Genomic DNA, 17468 nt, shown 5'->3' with positions numbered 1-17468 from the left:
GTACTTGCCCCAGCGGGCGGTGCTGTTCCCGTTCATCCGAGGACACCACCATGCCCGCAAACACTTCTTCCACGCTGTACCGCATCGACGAATGCCCGGACGTGATGGCCGACGCCTGCGTCGGCGATGACCAGGGCAACCTGATCTTCCTGTCCATCTGGGCGCGGGACACCGCCGTCCAGCAGTTCCTCGCTCGCCTGACCCTCGGGCGCGACGAGCAGGGACTGGACCAGTTCCACGTCATCACCGACCAGGGCGGCAGCGTCCCGGTATTCATCGGCAACGTCGATCGCCTGGAAAAGCGCATCACGCGCGCGTACCGGCGGACGCTGTTCGGCTCGCTGTCCAACGTGTGGCTGTTCGACCGGCGCTGCGTCAAGCCCGACAAGGCCAACGCCAGCGCATTGGCACTGCTGCCACGCGACAGCGCCCACAGGCTTGACCGCCTGTGGATGCTGGTGCGGGACACCTGCCCGTTGCCGCTGCTCGATCACTGGCGCGAGACCGTGCTGGAACTGCTGCAAACCCGCGAGATGCTGGCCCGCCTTCCGTTCGCCCTCGGGCCGCTGGAAGGCCATCGGCTCGCCATCGACGTGCCGGCGCTGACCCTGGCGCTCGGCTCCCTGATCCGCAGCGACGCGCTCACCGCCTATCCGTATCCGGCCAAGATTTGGACGCCGGAAGCGGTAGCGGCTTGACCCACCCTCGGAGGCACGCCTTGGCGTACTTCCGTGTTTCATCCCCGCCAACCAGGAGACTTCCATGGCCCTCATGTTCCCGCGGCTCGCCCGCAATTTCGTCAAGAACGGATATTTCCCGACCGACGAACCCACGCTCGAAAGAGCGCTCAACGCACTGATGCCCAGCGACGGGCCGATGTGCATCCTCGATCCCTGCGCCGGCGAAGGCGTGGCGATCGCCGAAGCCGCCCATGCCCTCGGGCGCGAGCAGGCAAAGGCGTTCGCCGTCGAGTTCGACGCGGAGCGGGCGCGCCATGCCCGCGGCCTGGTCGATCACTGCCTGCACGCGGACCTGATGGACACGATGGTCTCCAAGCAGTCCTTCGGGCTGCTCTGGCTCAACCCGCCGTATGGGGACCTGTCCAAGGACGTCAACGGCAACATCGGCTATCAGGGCCAGGGCCGTGCCCGCCTTGAAAAGCTGTTCTACCAGCGCACGCTCTCGCTGCTGCAATACGGCGGCGTGCTGGTTTTCATCGTCCCCGGCTACGTGCTCGACGCGGAGTTGGTCGGCTGGCTGACGCGCCACTACACGGACCTGCGCATCTACCGAGCGGTGGAGACGCAGTTCAAGCAGGTGGTGATCTTCGGACGCCGGGTGCGCCAGCGCGAGCAGGTGCCCGATGGCGTCAAGGCCGTGCGCAATCTGCTGTTGCAGGTAGGGCAAGGCGAAGTCGAAGCCGAGGAACTGCCGAGCGAGTGGCCGTTCCTGCCGTACATCGTCCCCGCCAGCCCGGCCGAGCCAGAGCATTTCTTCCGCGTGACGATGGAGCCCGAGCAGTTCGCCGATGAGGTTGGCAGGCTGCAAGGCTTGTGGCCATCGCAGGACACGCACCTGGGGGCTGCGCAGCAATCGCTGCGTCCACCGGCGCGGGCCTTGTCCCGCTGGCATCTCGCCCTGGCTCTGGCCGCGGGTGCGATCTCGGGGGTTGTGCGCTCCAAGACCGGGCGCGTGCTCGTCGTCAAAGGTGACACCCACAAGGACAAGACGCTCCAGCGGGAGTTCACCGAACGCGAAGACGGCTCCATCGCCGAGACCCGCATCCTCACCGACAAGTTCGTTCCCGTCATCCGCGCGTGGGACATGACACCTGGCTCCGCGACACGGGGCGAGGTGTTGACCATTCGCTGATCCACCGGACGCGCTGCCGTCCTGCTGTACCAACTCGAAGGAGAAACACCATGATCCCCAATCCGTTCAAGCGGCCTGCGCCGCACAAGCAACCGTTGTTCGCACCGAGTACGTTGAAGTTGAGCGAGAAGGTGCATTGGCTGGCCCGGCGAGGCCTGATCGACCCCTTGGCCTATGTCCAGCGCCATGTGCGCGGGGACTGGGGCGAGATCGATGAGGCCACACGCCAAGCCAACGACGTGGCGATCCAACAGGACAACCTAATGATCTCGCAGTTCAGGATCACGCCGGACCTGGCGCTGATCGTCAAGACCAGCGAGGACCACCAGACCACGGTGGTCCAGCTTCCCGAAGAGCGGGACCTGATCTGAGGCCCCACATCGTCATCCTCATCCACCTGACGGAGCCACTTCACTCCGGCAGGGGTGTCGTGGCTCAATGACTCATCAAGGAGGAGCCCATGGCATCGCATCGCATCGAAACCTACTGCCAGCGGCTGGCGTTCCCCATCGGGGCGCTCATCTTCAGCAGAGGTGTAGACCGCCTGGTCCGCGCGGGTCGCCTGGACCCGATCCCGTACTTCAGGCGCCACACCCGTGGCGACTGGGGCGACGTCAACATCCAGCAATGGCAGACGAACAGCAGCGCGCTTCAATCGGGCGCGTCGCTGGAATCGCACTACGTGATCCATCCGGGGCTCGCCATTCGCATCGTCACCGATTCGCAGCGCTGCGCAACCGTCATCGTGCTTCCGTCCGAAGACTGAGCACGGTTCACCTGCGGGCCGCCCAGGCCAGCACCTTCAACCACCCTCAGCCACGCGTCGATTCTCTTCCCACCACGGGGCATGCCATTGCCCCGCTGGGGGTGGTGCATGCCCCATTTTTCTTTGGAGCATCACCATGTCCCTCGATCTCGAAACCACTGCCGCTGAATCCGCGCCCGTACAGGGCGAACTGCTCGACGCGGAATCTTCCCCTCTGACCCTGAGCCTTCAGGATTTTGTCGGCGAGTTCGGCGACGAACTACTCGACGCCCTCAACAGCGCTAATCCGCCGGTCTATACCGGCCAACCGCAGGCGCACCGGCAACTGGTGGTCGCCAGCCTCAAGCGCAAGCTGTTCCCAGCCCAGGCCGAAGTCGTCCACGCCGCCGCCGAGCTGCTGATCGACCGTGGCGAACGTGCTGCGATCGTCAATGGCGAGATGGGCTGCGGCAAGACGACCGTCGGCATTGCCACGGCCGCCGTGCTCAACGCCGAAGGCTATCGCCGCACTCTGGTGCTGTCGCCGCCCCACCTGGTTTACAAGTGGCGGCGCGAGATCCAGGAGACGGTGGCCGGTGCCAAGGTGTGGGTACTCAACGGGCCGGATACGCTCGTCAAGCTCATCAAGCTGCGCGAGCAGTTGGGCGTGCAGCCCACGGGCCAGGAGTTCTTCGTCCTGGGGCGCGTCAGGATGCGGATGGGCTTTCACTGGAAGCCTGTCTTCACCACGCGGCGCACCCGCCACGGCGACGTGGCGGCCTGCCCGGACTGCGGCACGGTCATCACCGACCTCGACGGCGAGCCGGTCAACCCGATCGCGCTCCAAGCCGAGGAGTGCCGCAGGAAGTGCGGCCACTGCGCCGCGCCCCTGTGGACACTGATCCGCCCGCGCAGTCTGTCCGGCAGCGACCAGTCCTCGGCCGTGCTCAAAGCCTTAAAGCGCATACCGACCATCGGAGAGGTCACCGCGCAGAAGCTGATGCAAAAGTTCGGTGACGGGTTCCTGGCGTCGATGCTCGGCGACAACATCCATGAGTTCATCAACCTCATGGATGGCAACGGCGAGCTGGTGTTTTCCGACCGTCAGGCCACGCGCATGGAACGTGCGATGGCCAACATGGAGTTCGGCTTTGGCGAGGGCGGCTATCAGCCGTCCGAGTTCATCAAACGCTACCTGCCGCAAGGCACGTTCGACCTGCTCATCGCCGATGAGGCACATGAGTACAAGAACGGGGGCAGTGCCCAGGGCCAGGCCATGGGCGTGCTGGCGGCGAAGGCTCGCAAGACCTTGCTGCTGACCGGCACGTTGATGGGCGGCTACGGGGACGACCTGTTCCACCTGCTGTTCCGAGCCCTTCCGGGGCGGATGATCGAAGACGGCTACCGCCCGACCACGAGCGGCAGCATGACCTCGGCTGCGATGGCGTTCATGCGCGATCACGGGGTGTTGAAGGACATCTACTCCGAGAGCACCGGCACGGCGCACAAGACGGCCAAGGGCACCAAGGTATCGGTGCGCACGGTCAAGGCCCCGGGGTTTGGCCCCAAGGGCGTGCTGCGCTGCATCCTGCCGTTCACGATCTTTCTCAAGCTCAAGGACATCGGTGGCAACGTCCTGCCGCCGTATGACGAGGAGTTCCGTGAAGTCGCGATGGACACGGCGCAAGCCGCGGCCTACCGCGATCTGGCGGGTCGGCTGACCGCGGAGCTGAAACAGGCTCTGGCGCGACGCGATACGACCTTGCTGGGTGTGGTCCTCAACGTGCTGCTGGCCTGGCCGGATTGCTGCTTCCGGTCGGAGACCGTGGTGCATCCGCGCACGCGCAACACCTTGGCGTTTGTCCCGGCTCAGTTCAACGAGTTCGAGATCAGCCCCAAGGAGCGTGAGCTGATCGACATCTGCAAAGAGGAGAAGGCGCAGGGCCGCAAGGTCCTGGCCTACACGGTCTATACCGGCACGCGCGACACCACGTCGCGCCTGAAGGTGTTGCTGGAGCAGGAAGGCTTCAAGGTGGCGGTGCTGCGCGCGAGCGTGGATGCCAGCCGCCGCGAAGACTGGATCGCCGAGCAACTGGACCGTGGCATCGACGTGCTCATCACCAACCCCGAGTTGGTCAAGACGGGGCTGGACCTGTTGGAGTTCCCGACGATCGTGTTCATGCAGTCGGGCTACAACGTGTACTCGCTCCAGCAGGCGGCACGCCGCTCCTGGCGCATCGGGCAGAAGCAGCCCGTGCGTGTGATCTACCTCGGCTACGCCGGTTCCTCGCAGATGACCTGCCTGGAGCTGATGGCCAAGAAGATCATGGTCTCGCAGTCCACCTCGGGCGACGTGCCCGAATCCGGGCTCGATGTCCTGAACCAGGACGGTGATTCCGTCGAGGTCGCACTGGCCCGGCAGCTTGTCGCCGCATGACACGTTCCACTTACGGCCCTTCGGGGCCGTTTTTTTTGCCGCTCCCGGTAAATCGGACGCTGCCTGGTTCGCATTGTTTGCTGCCGCTCGCGGCCTGAGCGGCGATGGTGAGGGCTGGATGTTTCAGGACGCCGAGCTATGTGCCCCTCTCCACCGTGGTTTCACTATCCCGAACGCCGCCTTCTGGCGGGATTTCTCGGCCTGCTGTGGTCGGTGCTGGCCGGTGGCTGCGCGACGACGACTGCGCCGGTCGCGCCCGACACCATCGCGGAAGTCTTGGCCGCGCCTGAACCCGAGGCTTCCGAGTACATCCCGGTCGTGCGCTACGCCCGCTACACACTGGTCGAACTGGCACCCATGGCGGCGCAGCGCGACCTGTTGTTGCAGACCATCGACGTGTCCATGCCCGAGGATGCCCGCGCCACGGTCGGGGATGGGCTTCGGCACGTGCTCAAACGCAGCGGCTATGGCCTGTGCCAGACCGCGCATGCCGTGATCGAGCTGTACGCGCTGCCGTTGCCGGCGGTACACCTGCACCTCGGCCCCATGACCTTGCGCGATGCGCTGCTCACGCTGGCTGGCCCGGCCTGGGAACTGCACGCGGATGACCGCGCACGGCAAATCTGCTTCGAGCGGCCCGGCGATCGCGCGGTCGCCGAGTCCCCATCCGAGCCACCCGCCACCGAGGCGGTGCAGACGTTCCCGCTGGCACCCATGGTTTCGGGAGGCCAGCCATGAACGCCCCGCAACCTGCCCAGCGATCGACCGCCGCCGTGGTGGTGCAGAGCCTGATGTGGCTCTGGTTGATCTTCCTCAGCGTCTTGGCGGCCCTGGGCTACCAGGCCCTCAGCGACCAGGCCGACCAGGAGCGGCTGGATTCCCGCCTGCAACGCCTGGAAGCGCAGGCAACTGGCTTGGCCGAGACGATCGAGGCCATCCAGCAGCGCCCGGCCGTCGCGACGGACGCTGACCTCAAAGACACCCGCCAGATTCTGGAAGCACGCGCGGCCCAGGTCGAGAAATCTCTCAGTGGCTACGCAGCGGCCGACGACCTCCAGGCGCTGCGCGCGGAGGTCGAGCAGATCAAGGCGCGCCAAGCCGCCGCGCGTGCCACCGCACCCGCCCAGCGGCGCGCATCGCGCACGTCCGCCGCCTCCAAGACCGAGCTGCCGCCGCTGCCATTCCGCGTCGTCGGCGCCGAACTGCGCGCCGGCCAGCGCAGCGTGTCCGTCGCGCCGAGCATCGGGGACTTCACGCCCGCCCAACTTCAGGTGCTGCTGCCCGGGGATGCGGTCGGCCCGTGGCGCCTGCAGGCGATCGAGGGCAACACCGCAGTGTTCCAGGCCGGCAACCAGACCCGCCGCGTGGCGATTCCCTGACCGGAGCACCCCATGAAGCCGTCGATCCTCCTTTTCGCGGTCCTGGTGGCGTCGTCGCAATGGCCCGCCTGGGCGCAGCAGCCCGCAACGACCTCGGCGCGCAACGCACAGAGCCAGGAGCGCCCGCTGGCCGCCCGCGTGCTGGACGACCGGGTGGCAACCGAATGGGGCTTGCAGCCACAAGAATGGGCACGCTACCGCGAGCTGATGGATGGGCCGCTGGGTATCTACTCGCCCAACCTGGACCCGCTGTCCGCCCTGGGCATCGAAGCTCGCACGGACGAAGAACGGCGCCGCTATGCGGAACTGCAGGTGCAGGTGGAAGCGCGCCGCGTCGAGAAGCTGCTCGCCTACCAGCGCGCCTACGACGAGGCCTGGCAGCGCCTGAATCCGGGGATGCAGCGCGTGAACCTGCCCGACGACAAGCCGGGCGCCGGCCCATCCAGCAGTCCCTTGCGCGGCAGCGGCCGCATGGCGGTGTTCGTCAAGGACGGCTGCGCAGCCTGCGGACAGCTCGTGCAGCGCCTGCAATCCTCGGGCGCGGAGTTCGACCTGTACATGGTGGGCAGCCGCCAGGATGACGCGCGCATCCGCGACTGGGCCAAGCGCGCGCAGATCGACCCGGCGCGCGTGCGCGCCGGCAGCATCACGCTCAACCACGACGGCGGCCGCTGGCTGTCACTGGGCCTGCCCGGCGATCTGCCCGCCGCCGTGCGCGAAGTGAACGGCCAATGGCAGCGCCAGCCGTAGCCATGCCCCTGCGCGCACTGGTGCTCACTGCCGGCCTGTATGCCGTTGCCGCCCTGGCCCAGGAGGTTCCGCCACCGGCTTACCAGCTTGCCGCCCAGCGCGCAGGCATCCCCTCGACCGTGCTCTACGCCGTGGCCTTGCAGGAGAGCGGCATCCGGCGCAACGGGCGCCTGGTGCCGTGGCCGTGGTCCCTCAACGTCGCCGGCCAGTCGCGCCGCTTCGCCACGCGCGCCGACGCCTGCGCTGGCCTGCAGCAGGCGATGCGCGCCACGCCGCACACGCGCATTGATGCGGGCCTGGGCCAGATCAACCTCGGCTACCACAAGCACCGCTTTACCGGCGCGTGCGACCTGCTGGATCCGTATCGCAACCTGGCCGTTGCCGCCGAGATCCTGAAGGAGCAGCACACCCCCGGCGAGGACTGGCTGCTGGCGATCGGCCGCTACCACCGCCCCGCAGGCGGCGAGCCCGCCGCCCGCTATCGGCGCAGCGTGTCGCGCCACCTTGCCCGCGTGCAGGGCACGCGACCAGCCGCCGCGGTCCTCGCGGCGCGCCAGGAGACCTCCCCATGACGAAACCCCATCCCGCCCATCTCGCGTTCACGGGCCTACTCATGCTGCTGTCAGGCCTGCCGCTGGCCTCGCGTGCCGGCGAGCCACTGATCGTTGTCGAGGACCGTGGCGGCACGTCGGCATTGCCGTACTACGAAGCCCTGAATCTCCAGCCGCGCGCCAACGCACCGGCGCGGCCGTCCATCCCGACGCCCCAGGTTCCTGCCACACGGGCGGACGAAGCCGCGATGCTGCCGGTGCGCAGCGCCAAGCTCACGCCCGGCACCGTCGCGCGACGGGTGATCGAAGCGCCCGGCCTGCGGCCGTTCGTGGTCATCGGCGACGACGAGGCTTCCCGGGCCTGGTTGCAGCGCCGCGCCGCCGCTTTGCGCGAACGTGGCGCGGTCGGCCTGGTCGTCAACGTCGAGACCGCGCAGGGCCTGGCGCGGCTGCGCGCCCTGGTGCCGGGCGTGCCGCTCGCGCCCGTGGCCGGCGACGACCTGGCCGATCGCCTGGGCCTGCGGCACTACCCGGCGCTGATCACGGCCACCGGCATCGAGCAATGAAGCCATGTCGGGCAAACAGCCGGTCGAGGTTCTGCTACGCCCAGCGGTGGAGCTATACACCGTCGCGGCGTGTGCAGGCGCCGCGTTTCTGTGCCTGGTGGCCCCATGGTCGCTCGCGCTGAGCCCGGCCATGGGCATCGGCAGCGCCTTGGCGTTCGGCGCCTACGGCGCGATCCGCTACCGCGATGCCCGCATCATCCTGCGCTACCGGCGCAACATCCGCCGTCTGCCGCGTTACGTGATGACCAGCAAGGACGTGCCGGTCAGCCAGCAGCGCCTATTCGTGGGGCGCGGCTTTCTCTGGGAGCAGAAGCACACGCATCGGCTGATGCAGACGTACCGGCCCGAGTTCCGCCGCTACGTCGAGCCGACGCCGGCCTACCGGCTGACCAGGCGCCTGGAGGAACGGCTGGAGTTCGCGCCATTGCCGCTCTCGCGCCTGCCGAAGCTCACCGGCTGGGACGCGCCTTTCAACCCCGTGCGCCCGTTGCCGCCTGTCGGCGGCCTGCCAAGGCTGCACGGCATCGAGCCCGACGAAGTGGACGTCAGCCTGCCGCTGGGCGAGCGCGTCGGGCACTCGCTGGTGCTGGGCACCACGCGGGTGGGCAAGACGCGCCTGGCCGAGTTGTTCGTCACGCAGGACATCCGTCGCAGGAATGCTGCCGGCGAGCATGAGGTCGTCATCGTCATCGACCCCAAGGGGGATGCCGATCTCTTGAAACGGATGTACGTCGAAGCCCAGCGCGCTGGCCGCGAAGGCGAGTTCTACATCTTCCACTTGGGCTGGCCGGAAATCAGCGCCCGCTACAACGCCGTGGGCCGCTTCGGTCGGATCTCGGAAGTGGCGACACGCATCGCGGGGCAGCTCTCCGGCGAAGGCAACAGCGCGGCGTTCCGCGAGTTCGCATGGCGCTTCGTGAACATCATCGCCCGCGCCCTGGTGGAACTGGGGCAGCGCCCGGACTACATGCTGATCCAGCGCCACGTCATCAACATCGACGCGCTGTTCATTGAGTACGCCCAGCACTACTTTGCCAAGACGGAGCCCAAGGCCTGGGAGGTGATCGTCCAGATCGAGGCCAAGCTCAACGAGAAGAACATCCCAAGGAACATGATCGGGCGCGAGAAGCGTGTGGTGGCGCTGGAGCAATACCTCTCCCAGGCGCGCAACTACGACCCTGTGCTCGATGGCCTGCGCTCGGCGGTGCGCTACGACAAGACCTACTTCGACAAGATCGTTGCATCGCTGCTGCCGCTGCTGGAAAAGCTCACGAGCGGCAAGATCGCCCAGCTCCTGGCGCCGAACTACTCCGACCTGGCCGACCCGCGCCCGATCTTCGACTGGATGCAGGTGATCAGGAAGCGCGCCGTCGTCTATGTCGGCTTGGACGCGCTGTCCGATGCGGAGGTCGCCGCAGCGGTCGGCAACTCGATGTTCAGCGATCTCGTCTCGGTGGCTGGGCACATCTACAAGCACGGAATCGACGATGGCCTGCCGGGCGCATCGGCTGGTGCGCGCGTGCCGATCAACGTGCATGCGGACGAGTTCAATGAATTGATGGGTGACGAGTTCATTCCGCTCATCAACAAGGGCGGTGGCGCGGGCCTGCAAGTCACCGCCTACACGCAAACGCTTTCGGACATCGAGGCCCGCATCGGCAACCGCGCGAAGGCCGGCCAAGTGATCGGGAATTTCAACAATTTATTCATGTTGCGCGTGCGCGAGACGGCCACCGCGGAACTGCTGACGAGGCAGTTGCCGAAGGTCGAGGTCTATACGACCACCATCGTCTCGGGCGCGACGGACAGCTCAGACATCCGCGGCGCGACGGACTTCACGTCGAACACCCAGGACCGCATCAGCATGGCCAGCGTGCCGATGATCGAGCCGTCACACGTCGTCGGTCTGCCCAAGGGCCAATGCTTCGCGCTGCTGCAGGGCGGCCAGCTTTGGAAGGTGCGCATGCCGCTTCCGGCGCCAGACCCCGATGAAGTGATGCCGACGGACTTGCAGCAACTGGCCGGGTATATGCGCCAGAGCTACAGCGAGGCCACGCAGTGGTGGGAGTTCACCAGTTCCGCAGCCTTGCCGCATGCAGCCTTGCCCGACGACCTGCTGGATGACGCCGCTCCAGCCGAGCCTGACGCGGTGGCCACCGGCGCCGACGACAGCACCGGCGAGGCCGCACCATGAAGGATGCCGCCTCGACCGCGCAGCGGGAGCAGAACCAGCGCCAGGGGCTGATCGTCGGCACCATCACCTTGCCGTTCCGGCTGCTCGGGGTGCTCATCGGCTCGCTGCTGTTCTCGATCGTGGTGGAGTGCGTCGGCATGCACCTGTTCTGGAAGGACCAGGGCTGGCGCCACTCCCAGCAGATGCTGCAGTACGAACTCGGGCACCTGTCCAACCACTTCACGCGCAGCGTGGTGGTGCAGGAGCCCGGGCGCACGGCGCACGAGCTGGTGGATACCGGGTACGAGTGGGTGTTCGTGCGCTCGGGGTTGCTGGAGCGCATGAGCCAGACCGCCGAGCGCGCCCGCGCGGCCAGCCACGGGCAGAGCCGCAACTTCCGCTACTACATCAGCCAAGTCTATGTCTGGGCCGAAAGCTACCTGATCGCTGCGGCCTTCACGACGCTCACCTTCCTGGTGCGCCTGCTGGTCCTGGTACTCACGCTGCCGCTGATCCTCACTGCAGCATTCGTCGGCCTGATCGACGGCCTGGTGCGACGGGATGTGCGCCGGTTCGGCGCGGGCCGCGAATCCGGCTTCATCTACCACCGCGCGAAGGCCAGCCTGATGCCGTTGGCCGTGCTGCCTTGGGTCACCTATCTCGCACTGCCCATAGCGGTGCATCCTCTGGTCATCCTGCTGCCCAGCGCGGCGTTGCTGGGGATGGCAGTCAGCCTGACCGCAGGCAGCTTCAAGAAGTACTTATGAGGTGACACGGGCGGCACTGCTCTGCAAAGCCGTGTGCCGTTCATCGGTTCTGCAGGGTATCAAGAGCAGCATCCAACGCCGTAACCGCCTCGACGACCGTTCTTACCGTCGCCCGATCGAACTCATGATCGCGCTGAGCGTCGTGCACACCGCTATTGAGGTAACCCCATTCAATACTCGTACCGCTGACATTGAGCAGCCTGACCAACGCCCCTACGGCATCCGGCGCACCCGCATGTTGCGCCGCGATACGCTCGACGGCCGACCGCAACTTGGTGCATTTATTGTTCAGCTCCCAAGGCGCGCGGGGCCCGCTCAGCTTGATGTCGATCCGGCCGTCCGCCCGCCGACCCAGCCACGTCCACAGGCGGTCCGTCAGACTCTCCAGCGCCGGCCGGGCCTGGCGCAGTGCCTCGCGTTTCTCGTCAGCCGCCAACGCCTGCTGGGCCAGAAGAACATAGTTCTTCGCTGGCGGGTCGCTGTCGACCCGCAGTTCGTGCTCTCCCTGATGCGGGAGAAACTTGTAGCGCTTGATGGCCGCGGCGCGGCGCACGCCCAACTCCTGCTGGATGCGGTGCAGGAACTCCTCTGCGTGCGAGGTGAGGATAACCTGCTTGCCGTGGAGCAAACCGTCCTCGAAGAAGGTACGCCAGATGCCATCGCGATGGTCGTCGTCTATCGCATTGACGACGTCATCGAAGATGACCACGGGGCAGCCCTGCGCGAGGTTCTTGGCAAGCAGAATCGCCAGACCCAAGCATTTGATGTGCCCTTCGCTGAAGACGATCAACGCGTCGTAGCGCACGCCCGGCTCGCCGGCGAACTCCACCTCGATCTTGCCGTTCTCGGCCACGGGCAACCACAGCGCGTGCAGCAGATCGCCGGGCGGATCGGCCCGGTTGAATGCGTTGTAGAGATGGCGGGCTTGGTCTCCCAGCCCCTGTAGCAGAACCCCCGGCAGAGCGGTCAGGTATGCCTGAATCTCGGGTAGGAAGCCGTCGTAGGCGGCCTTGACCCGCTGATGGTGCACCACCACCGGCATTTCGTCCGTGGCCGCCTGGATCAGGCCGCGGTTCGCGTCGTCGAATTGGGCCACGGTTTGGCGGGCGGCCGCCAGCTCCTGATCCGCAGTCGTGCGCATGGTCCGCAGCCGTTCGATCTCCAGCTGATGCTGTTGCAGGCGGTCCCGCTCCTGGGCCATCGCGCCGCGCTGGGCATGCACGTCGCGCGCCTGCGCGTCGAAGCCTTCGATGATCTGTGCGATCCGTAAGAGGGCTTGCCAGGCGCGCTGGTCCCCATTCACCCAGCCGCCGAGCCAATTGCCCGCCGACGTGGGAGGCAGCAGTGGCAGGCCCGCGGCCTGCGATTCGGCAGGACAAGCGACCCCAGCCGCCGCCACCACGCGGCGCATTTCGTCCCACAGCGCTCGGACCGCCTCGCTCAACTGCGTCCGATGCCCGGCCTCTTGCTGCTGCAGGACGGCCAGTTGCGCGAGCTGCTCCAGGCCCATTCGCGCCCTGGCGAACGGGTCCTGTGCCACAGCGGCCAGTCCGGTTCCACATGCCGGACACGCGGTCGCCCCGTCCGCCAACGCTTGCACGGCCTCGTAGAGCTTCGCGTACGACACCTCGCCCGCGCGGGCCGCGAGTTGCGCGGAAGACGCTTGCCACAGTCCCTGGACGCGGTAGGCCTCTGCCAGCAACGCTTGCAGGCGGGCCTGGGTCACCTCGTGAATGGCAGGCGGGTTGGCGTCCAGCTGAGCCTGGACATACGGTAGCCGTCCTTGCTGCTGCGGCGTACCCAGCAGCCAGTCCACGCAGGCTTGATAGGTCGCGCCAGGTGACATGCGCTGCGCCAAAGCTTGTTCCAGGCCCTCGACCGCTGCGATCTTCTGCGGGTAGGCGGCGATGGTCTGTTCGGAGTTCGCCAACCGCAGGCGACGCTGCGCCAGCTGCGCCGCCTGCACGCCGGCAAGCATCAGGTCCTGATCGAGCGAGGGGTTGAAGCCGCGCACGAACTCGCTGAACTGGTCCACGCCGAACAGGGTGGCGATGAGCTGGCGCTGATCGCTCGGGGTCCGCGCGGCGATTCGGGCGAAATCGTCGAGGCGGTTCTTCTCGATGAAGCAGAAGCGATACTCAGCTTCGTCGGGCTGGACGGCCTGCGCTTCGCCCGCCGCCGTAGACGACAGGACTGGCGCGACGTGGCGGCGCAGGCGAGCGTTGTTGCAGTACGTCCGCTGGTCGACCCGCTTGGCCTGCGCTTCGCTGATCGAACCGAGCATCGCCACTTCCAAGGCTTCGCAGAAGCTGCTCTTGCCGGTGCCGTTGGCACCGTAGACCAAGGTGATGTCATGGCTGAGGTCGAACGTCTCCTGCCGCATGAATCCTCGAAACGGCCCGACTTCGAGCTGGTGCAGTCGCCCGAGCGCCGGCCCGTTTTCGGGGCCGCGCGCGTCCCCGTCGTAGGCGACAGGCATCTGCGCCAGATGCGCGATGGCCAGCGGCGCCAAGCGCGTGGAGCGCCCCCGGCGTGCAGCACCGACCTCGGCCAGTGGCTGCAGGTGATCGAGCACCAGGTGCGCCAGCCGGCGCACGTCGTCGTGCACGTGCCGCTGCGCCAAGTGCGCCAGGAACCGGTGGTACTCCGAACGTATGCTTGCCACAGCGCCCCCTCACTTGGTCAACCACTGACCGTAAGCCTCCACATCGATCATGGGGACCGTTCCACTGAACTGAAGCTGCGCGATCAGCTTGAAAAGAAACGCGGTCGCCGGCTTGTTTTCGTTGGTGTAGCTGTACGCGCCGCTGGCTTGGTCATAGAAAAAGTGCCCGTGGGCGGCAACGCATCCGATGTCCAGACGCCCCTCGGTGAGGTTTGCGTTCAGCGCCTTGTCCATGGATGGACCCAATGCAGGACTCCATTCGCTCTCGAAGGTGAGCAAGCCACCCAGAATCGGAATCAACGGCTTCGCTGGGTAGGTCCCGCCAGCGTGCGGGATCGGCAGGCTCGTGCGGTGCAGCCTGCGCACACTGGCGACCTTCTCCTGGGCATAGGCCACAAGCCCCGCGTCAGCCGTCTGCTTGGCCTCGAAAACGGCGTACACGCTTTCGGCTGGAATGATCGTCTCGTTCTCGTAGGTGAAGATAAAAGGCGAATATTGCCGATCAAACACCACCACATCGATCTGCTGGCTGAAGTTCCCCAGGCTGTCCACCACATGCGCCTTGGCCGCCTGGTACCGTTTGGGCAGATAGGTATCCAGCATGTCGATCCAGACGTTCTCGCTCGCATCCCCCTTCGTACCCGGGTGACCGAAGGTCTTGCGTACTACGGACAAGCGCTGCTGGATGTCCTCATGCAGGGACGACAGGAGCTGGGAAAGCGACCACTGGGACATGCTGTACCTCGATGGGACGTGTATGGAAGCCGATGGAATCAGGACAGTGGGAACTTGGGGCCAAACAGTGCGCGCCAGGCGCGAAGCGCTTCGATATTGCGACCACGACGCGCGTGGTCGATGGCGATGCTTGCGTCTTGGCTCGCCTGGAACAGCAGCTGCTGCGCGCGCTGCTTGCGCGCGGCATCCATATCGTTGCTGATCGCCGGGCCAAGTCCGGCGGGATCCGGCCACTCGTCATGAACTCGATCGGCAAGCGTGGCAAAGAACGACTGGATCTCGCGATCGAACGATCCTCCCCAGCCGCCGTAAAGACACTCAAGGGCCATTACCTCGATCAGGAACGAGGGCTTCACCGGCTTCAGATCGCCGTGCTTGGGATTGTTGTTCCAGTACTTCACCATGCGCACGAGACCTTTCCACTCATTGCCATAGGCTTGGTGCGCTGCGGTCGCCTTGTCCTTATGGATCTCCGGGTCCGTCTTGATCCACTTTCCGGACGCCGTATCGGGGATCTCATACTGGTCGCCGGTATCGAATGCGGGCACCGCATCCACGCTGACCACCCGGTAGTCCGTGTTGTCCTCCGCGTCGATGTGAACACCGAAATCCACGTTGATCGAGCGCGCCTGTTTGCGCACGGCCGCCGAACCGTATTTCTCCACCAATGCAGAGTGGAAATCATCCAGCACTACCGATGCGGCCTTGCCGTGGTAATGCTTCTCCGAGTCCTTCAGCACGAAGAAGATGTCGATATCCTTGAGCGGCTTCGTCTTCGTGTATCGAGCATAGGAACCGGTCAGGAAGCTGCGCGCAATGCCGAACTTGGTCTGCAGGTAGTCCCGCACTTCGTTCTGGCGTTGCGAGGCATTCTTCTGTTCGCGTTCGTTGAGTTCCAGACGCGACTTGAACTTGCGAAAAGCTTCATCGATCGACAGCATCAGCGTTGCCTCCAATATCCGGCCTGACCCGCCAGGCCGCTGTGTTCGACAGTCGAGCCTAGGCTCTGCTTGACCATTCCATCCGTCGAGCGATAACTTCCTTTGCTCCATCCCTCCACATCAGGTCGCCCTGGCTTTGTATCGAGCATTAACTTGTACTTGGCCTGCGATGGCAGCAGCCCAGCTTTCTTGATCGCGTACTTCAACTGCTCGGTATCTGTCCAGAAGCTGCCGTCGCCATCGGACCACCCATACACGATGTCGATATCCCATCGGGTCACGAGCTTGTCGGTTGCCGGGTTGTAGATCTCCAGAATCACCTTGCGCAGATCACCGGTCCCGAGCCACGTCTTGATGGCTCGGGTATTGCTCTCCCAGCGATCCGCAAAGTGCTCAGGGTCCAGCCCACTGAGCAGGATGATGTCTTTCAAGCTCTTGAGGATGTTGTCGGTCACATAGGTAACCGAGTGCGTGTACGAGTAGGTGGCGACGGTGCTCATGACTTGAGGAAACCTCCGAGGTCGAGCGACAGCGCTTGCCCAGCATCGGCCTGCGCCTGCGTGGCAATTCCTTGGCTCAAGTCCCGTGCAATGATGCGAGAACTGTGCTTTTTGAGCGCGCTTTGCACCCAGCCGAGCTGCTCCTTCGGACACGGCAGCGAGACTCCCCAGTCTCCCTTCAACGGCTCGAACCCCAAGACTTCTTCGTTGGCATCATCACCATAGATCGCGTCTTCGTCGAAGAGGCAGTAGATCCTGGTCCGTGGTCCATCGCATGTCGCAACGATGGGCGCGCTCTTGGGTGCCTGGTCGGCGATCAAGCTGGCGGCCACGCCCGTCACGGCCCTGAGTTCAGAGCGAGCCGTGCCGTCCTTGCCCTGAGTGAGCAGTTCGACAATGGCATCCCATGTCTGCAACGCATCGCGGTGCGGCGAGCTGCGAAACGTCCGGCTGACAACGGTGGTCATTTTTGCTTCCCTCCTTGAAGGCGCATTTGCTTTGCCTGTCGTATCGCACTGCGCAAGTGCTCTACGGAAAGCTTGTTCGGATCGATAGCCACTTGCGGGTCGGCCGCGAGGGCGTTGGCTACGACCTTGCGAATGGCCCGACCATCCAATCCGACGCACTCGCCAGCGCACGCGTCGAACTGGTGAGCCGAGGAAAGCTTGCCAATCCCCGGAAATGTCTTTGCCAGGCCATTCAGGCAGTCCACTAGGATCTGCTTGCAGGCATCCTTGCCGGGCAGTGGCACCTCCATCACCATGTCGCAACGAGATAGGAAGGCACTGTCGACGGCCTGTGGGAAGTTGCTGGTGGCCACGAACAGCAGATGCGGGTTGCGTTCGGCCAACATGTCCAACTGCACCAACACCGCGTCGGTGGCCCGGTGCACATCAACCGGGTTGGCTTCCAGGCTGAGCTTCGCTCGATCAGCCGCAAGCGTTTCGACCTCGTCCAGAAGGACGATCGTCGGGCCCGCCGCTGCGGATTCTGCGATCGATTGCGAGAACAGGTCTGCCACGGCGCGTTGAGTCTTTCCCATTGCAGAGCTCGTCAGCGTGTGAGGCTCCACTTCCAGCAATCGAAACTTCGCAGAAGAAAAAGATTCGGCCACACGATGCGCCAAGCCCCGTGCCAAGGAGGTCTTCCCAGTCCCCGGCGGGCCGACCAACAAGATCACGCCGTGCAGGGGGAGTACCGTGCGCTCCACCTTGGGGCGCACCGTGAAGTTGACGATCGCTTGTGACAGCAACTGTTTTTTGATGGCTTCGTCCATCACGATCGAATCCCACAAGTCACCCAGCGACTTATCCGGCAGCTTCCAGCTTCGATGGATGCCTTTCGGCAAAGTGGCGTCTGATGAAGGATTCTTGGTCATCCGTGGCTC

At 65.3% G+C, this 17468-nt stretch carries 18 protein-coding genes; 12 read left to right on the top strand and 6 right to left on the bottom strand.

Features of this window, described 5'->3' with window-relative positions:
* Positions 1–50: 50 nt before the first annotated feature.
* The 12 genes from ACLRDN_RS10125 (at position 51) to ACLRDN_RS10070 (ending at position 11240) form a co-directional block, all read left to right on the top strand.
* Positions 51–698, top strand: a complete 648-nt coding sequence (locus tag ACLRDN_RS10125) for a hypothetical protein (protein ID WP_003116820.1) — start codon at positions 51–53, stop codon at positions 696–698.
* Positions 699–738: 40 nt separating this feature from the next.
* The gene (locus ACLRDN_RS10120) at positions 739–1872 is read left to right on the top strand and encodes a DUF6094 domain-containing protein (protein ID WP_223224654.1); all 1134 of its coding nucleotides are present in this window, start codon (positions 739–741) and stop codon (positions 1870–1872) included.
* A gap of 50 nt (positions 1873–1922) precedes the next feature.
* Entirely contained in the window at positions 1923–2243 is a 321-nt protein-coding gene (locus tag ACLRDN_RS10115; protein WP_003116818.1) for a hypothetical protein, read from the top strand.
* 89 nt (positions 2244–2332) lie between these two features.
* Positions 2333–2638 carry a hypothetical protein gene (locus ACLRDN_RS10110; RefSeq protein WP_003116817.1) on the top strand — a complete coding sequence of 102 codons (306 nt, stop codon included), beginning with the start codon at positions 2333–2335 and terminating at the stop codon, positions 2636–2638.
* 136 nt (positions 2639–2774) lie between these two features.
* Entirely contained in the window at positions 2775–5054 is a 2280-nt protein-coding gene (locus ACLRDN_RS10105) for a helicase-related protein (RefSeq protein ID WP_004350563.1), read from the top strand.
* Positions 5055–5192: 138 nt separating this feature from the next.
* Positions 5193–5792, top strand: coding sequence for a PilL N-terminal domain-containing protein (locus ACLRDN_RS10100; protein WP_003098890.1), 600 nt, complete (start codon positions 5193–5195; stop codon positions 5790–5792).
* A complete protein-coding gene (locus ACLRDN_RS10095) occupies positions 5789–6433 on the top strand; it encodes a hypothetical protein (protein ID WP_003098888.1) in 645 nt (214 codons plus the stop codon). The genes ACLRDN_RS10100 and ACLRDN_RS10095 overlap by 4 nt, the downstream gene beginning before the upstream one ends.
* A 12-nt stretch (positions 6434–6445) precedes the next feature.
* On the top strand, positions 6446–7183 hold the full coding sequence (locus tag ACLRDN_RS10090) for a TIGR03759 family integrating conjugative element protein (protein WP_003098886.1): 738 nt from the start codon (positions 6446–6448) through the stop codon (positions 7181–7183).
* Complete coding sequence (locus ACLRDN_RS10085) at positions 7165–7755, top strand: transglycosylase SLT domain-containing protein (protein WP_003109780.1); 591 nt, start codon at positions 7165–7167, stop codon at positions 7753–7755. The genes ACLRDN_RS10090 and ACLRDN_RS10085 overlap by 19 nt, the downstream gene beginning before the upstream one ends.
* Positions 7752–8300, top strand: a complete 549-nt coding sequence (locus tag ACLRDN_RS10080; RefSeq protein ID WP_003109779.1) for an integrating conjugative element protein — start codon at positions 7752–7754, stop codon at positions 8298–8300. Before ACLRDN_RS10085 ends, ACLRDN_RS10080 begins: the two co-directional genes overlap by 4 nt.
* A gap of 4 nt (positions 8301–8304) precedes the next feature.
* Positions 8305–10494: a type IV conjugative transfer system coupling protein TraD gene (traD, locus tag ACLRDN_RS10075; RefSeq protein ID WP_004350569.1), complete on the top strand. Its 2190-nt coding sequence runs from the start codon at positions 8305–8307 to the stop codon at positions 10492–10494.
* Positions 10491–11240, top strand: coding sequence for a TIGR03747 family integrating conjugative element membrane protein (locus ACLRDN_RS10070; protein WP_003153644.1), 750 nt, complete (start codon positions 10491–10493; stop codon positions 11238–11240). Before traD ends, ACLRDN_RS10070 begins: the two co-directional genes overlap by 4 nt.
* Positions 11241–11280: 40 nt before the next feature.
* Here the strand turns inward: ACLRDN_RS10070 and ACLRDN_RS10065 are convergent, their stop codons facing one another.
* The 6 genes from ACLRDN_RS10065 to ACLRDN_RS10040 are packed head-to-tail and all read right to left on the bottom strand — an operon-like array spanning position 11281 to position 17459.
* The gene (locus tag ACLRDN_RS10065; protein WP_003153642.1) at positions 11281–13905 is read right to left on the bottom strand and encodes an AAA family ATPase; all 2625 of its coding nucleotides are present in this window, start codon (positions 13903–13905) and stop codon (positions 11281–11283) included.
* 9 nt (positions 13906–13914) lie between these two features.
* Complete coding sequence (gene nucC, locus ACLRDN_RS10060; protein WP_003050273.1) at positions 13915–14640, bottom strand: CBASS effector endonuclease NucC; 726 nt, start codon at positions 14638–14640, stop codon at positions 13915–13917.
* 38 nt (positions 14641–14678) lie between these two features.
* Positions 14679–15581, bottom strand: coding sequence for a CBASS oligonucleotide cyclase (locus ACLRDN_RS10055; protein ID WP_003153640.1), 903 nt, complete (start codon positions 15579–15581; stop codon positions 14679–14681).
* On the bottom strand, positions 15581–16081 hold the full coding sequence (gene cap7, locus ACLRDN_RS10050) for a type III CBASS phage resistance system CD-NTase-associated protein Cap7 (protein WP_003090159.1): 501 nt from the start codon (positions 16079–16081) through the stop codon (positions 15581–15583). Before cap7 ends, ACLRDN_RS10055 begins: the two co-directional genes overlap by 1 nt.
* A complete protein-coding gene (gene cap8, locus ACLRDN_RS10045; protein WP_003153638.1) occupies positions 16078–16548 on the bottom strand; it encodes a type III CBASS phage resistance system CD-NTase-associated protein Cap8 in 471 nt (156 codons plus the stop codon). Before cap8 ends, cap7 begins: the two co-directional genes overlap by 4 nt.
* The gene (locus ACLRDN_RS10040; protein WP_003050256.1) at positions 16545–17459 is read right to left on the bottom strand and encodes an AAA family ATPase; all 915 of its coding nucleotides are present in this window, start codon (positions 17457–17459) and stop codon (positions 16545–16547) included. Before ACLRDN_RS10040 ends, cap8 begins: the two co-directional genes overlap by 4 nt.
* Positions 17460–17468 lie beyond the last annotated feature (9 nt).

Source organism: Herbaspirillum huttiense, assembly GCF_047300815.1.
Taxonomy (GTDB): domain Bacteria; phylum Pseudomonadota; class Gammaproteobacteria; order Burkholderiales; family Burkholderiaceae_D; genus Herbaspirillum; species Herbaspirillum huttiense_A.
This window is presented reverse-complemented; position numbering and strand designations above follow the sequence as displayed.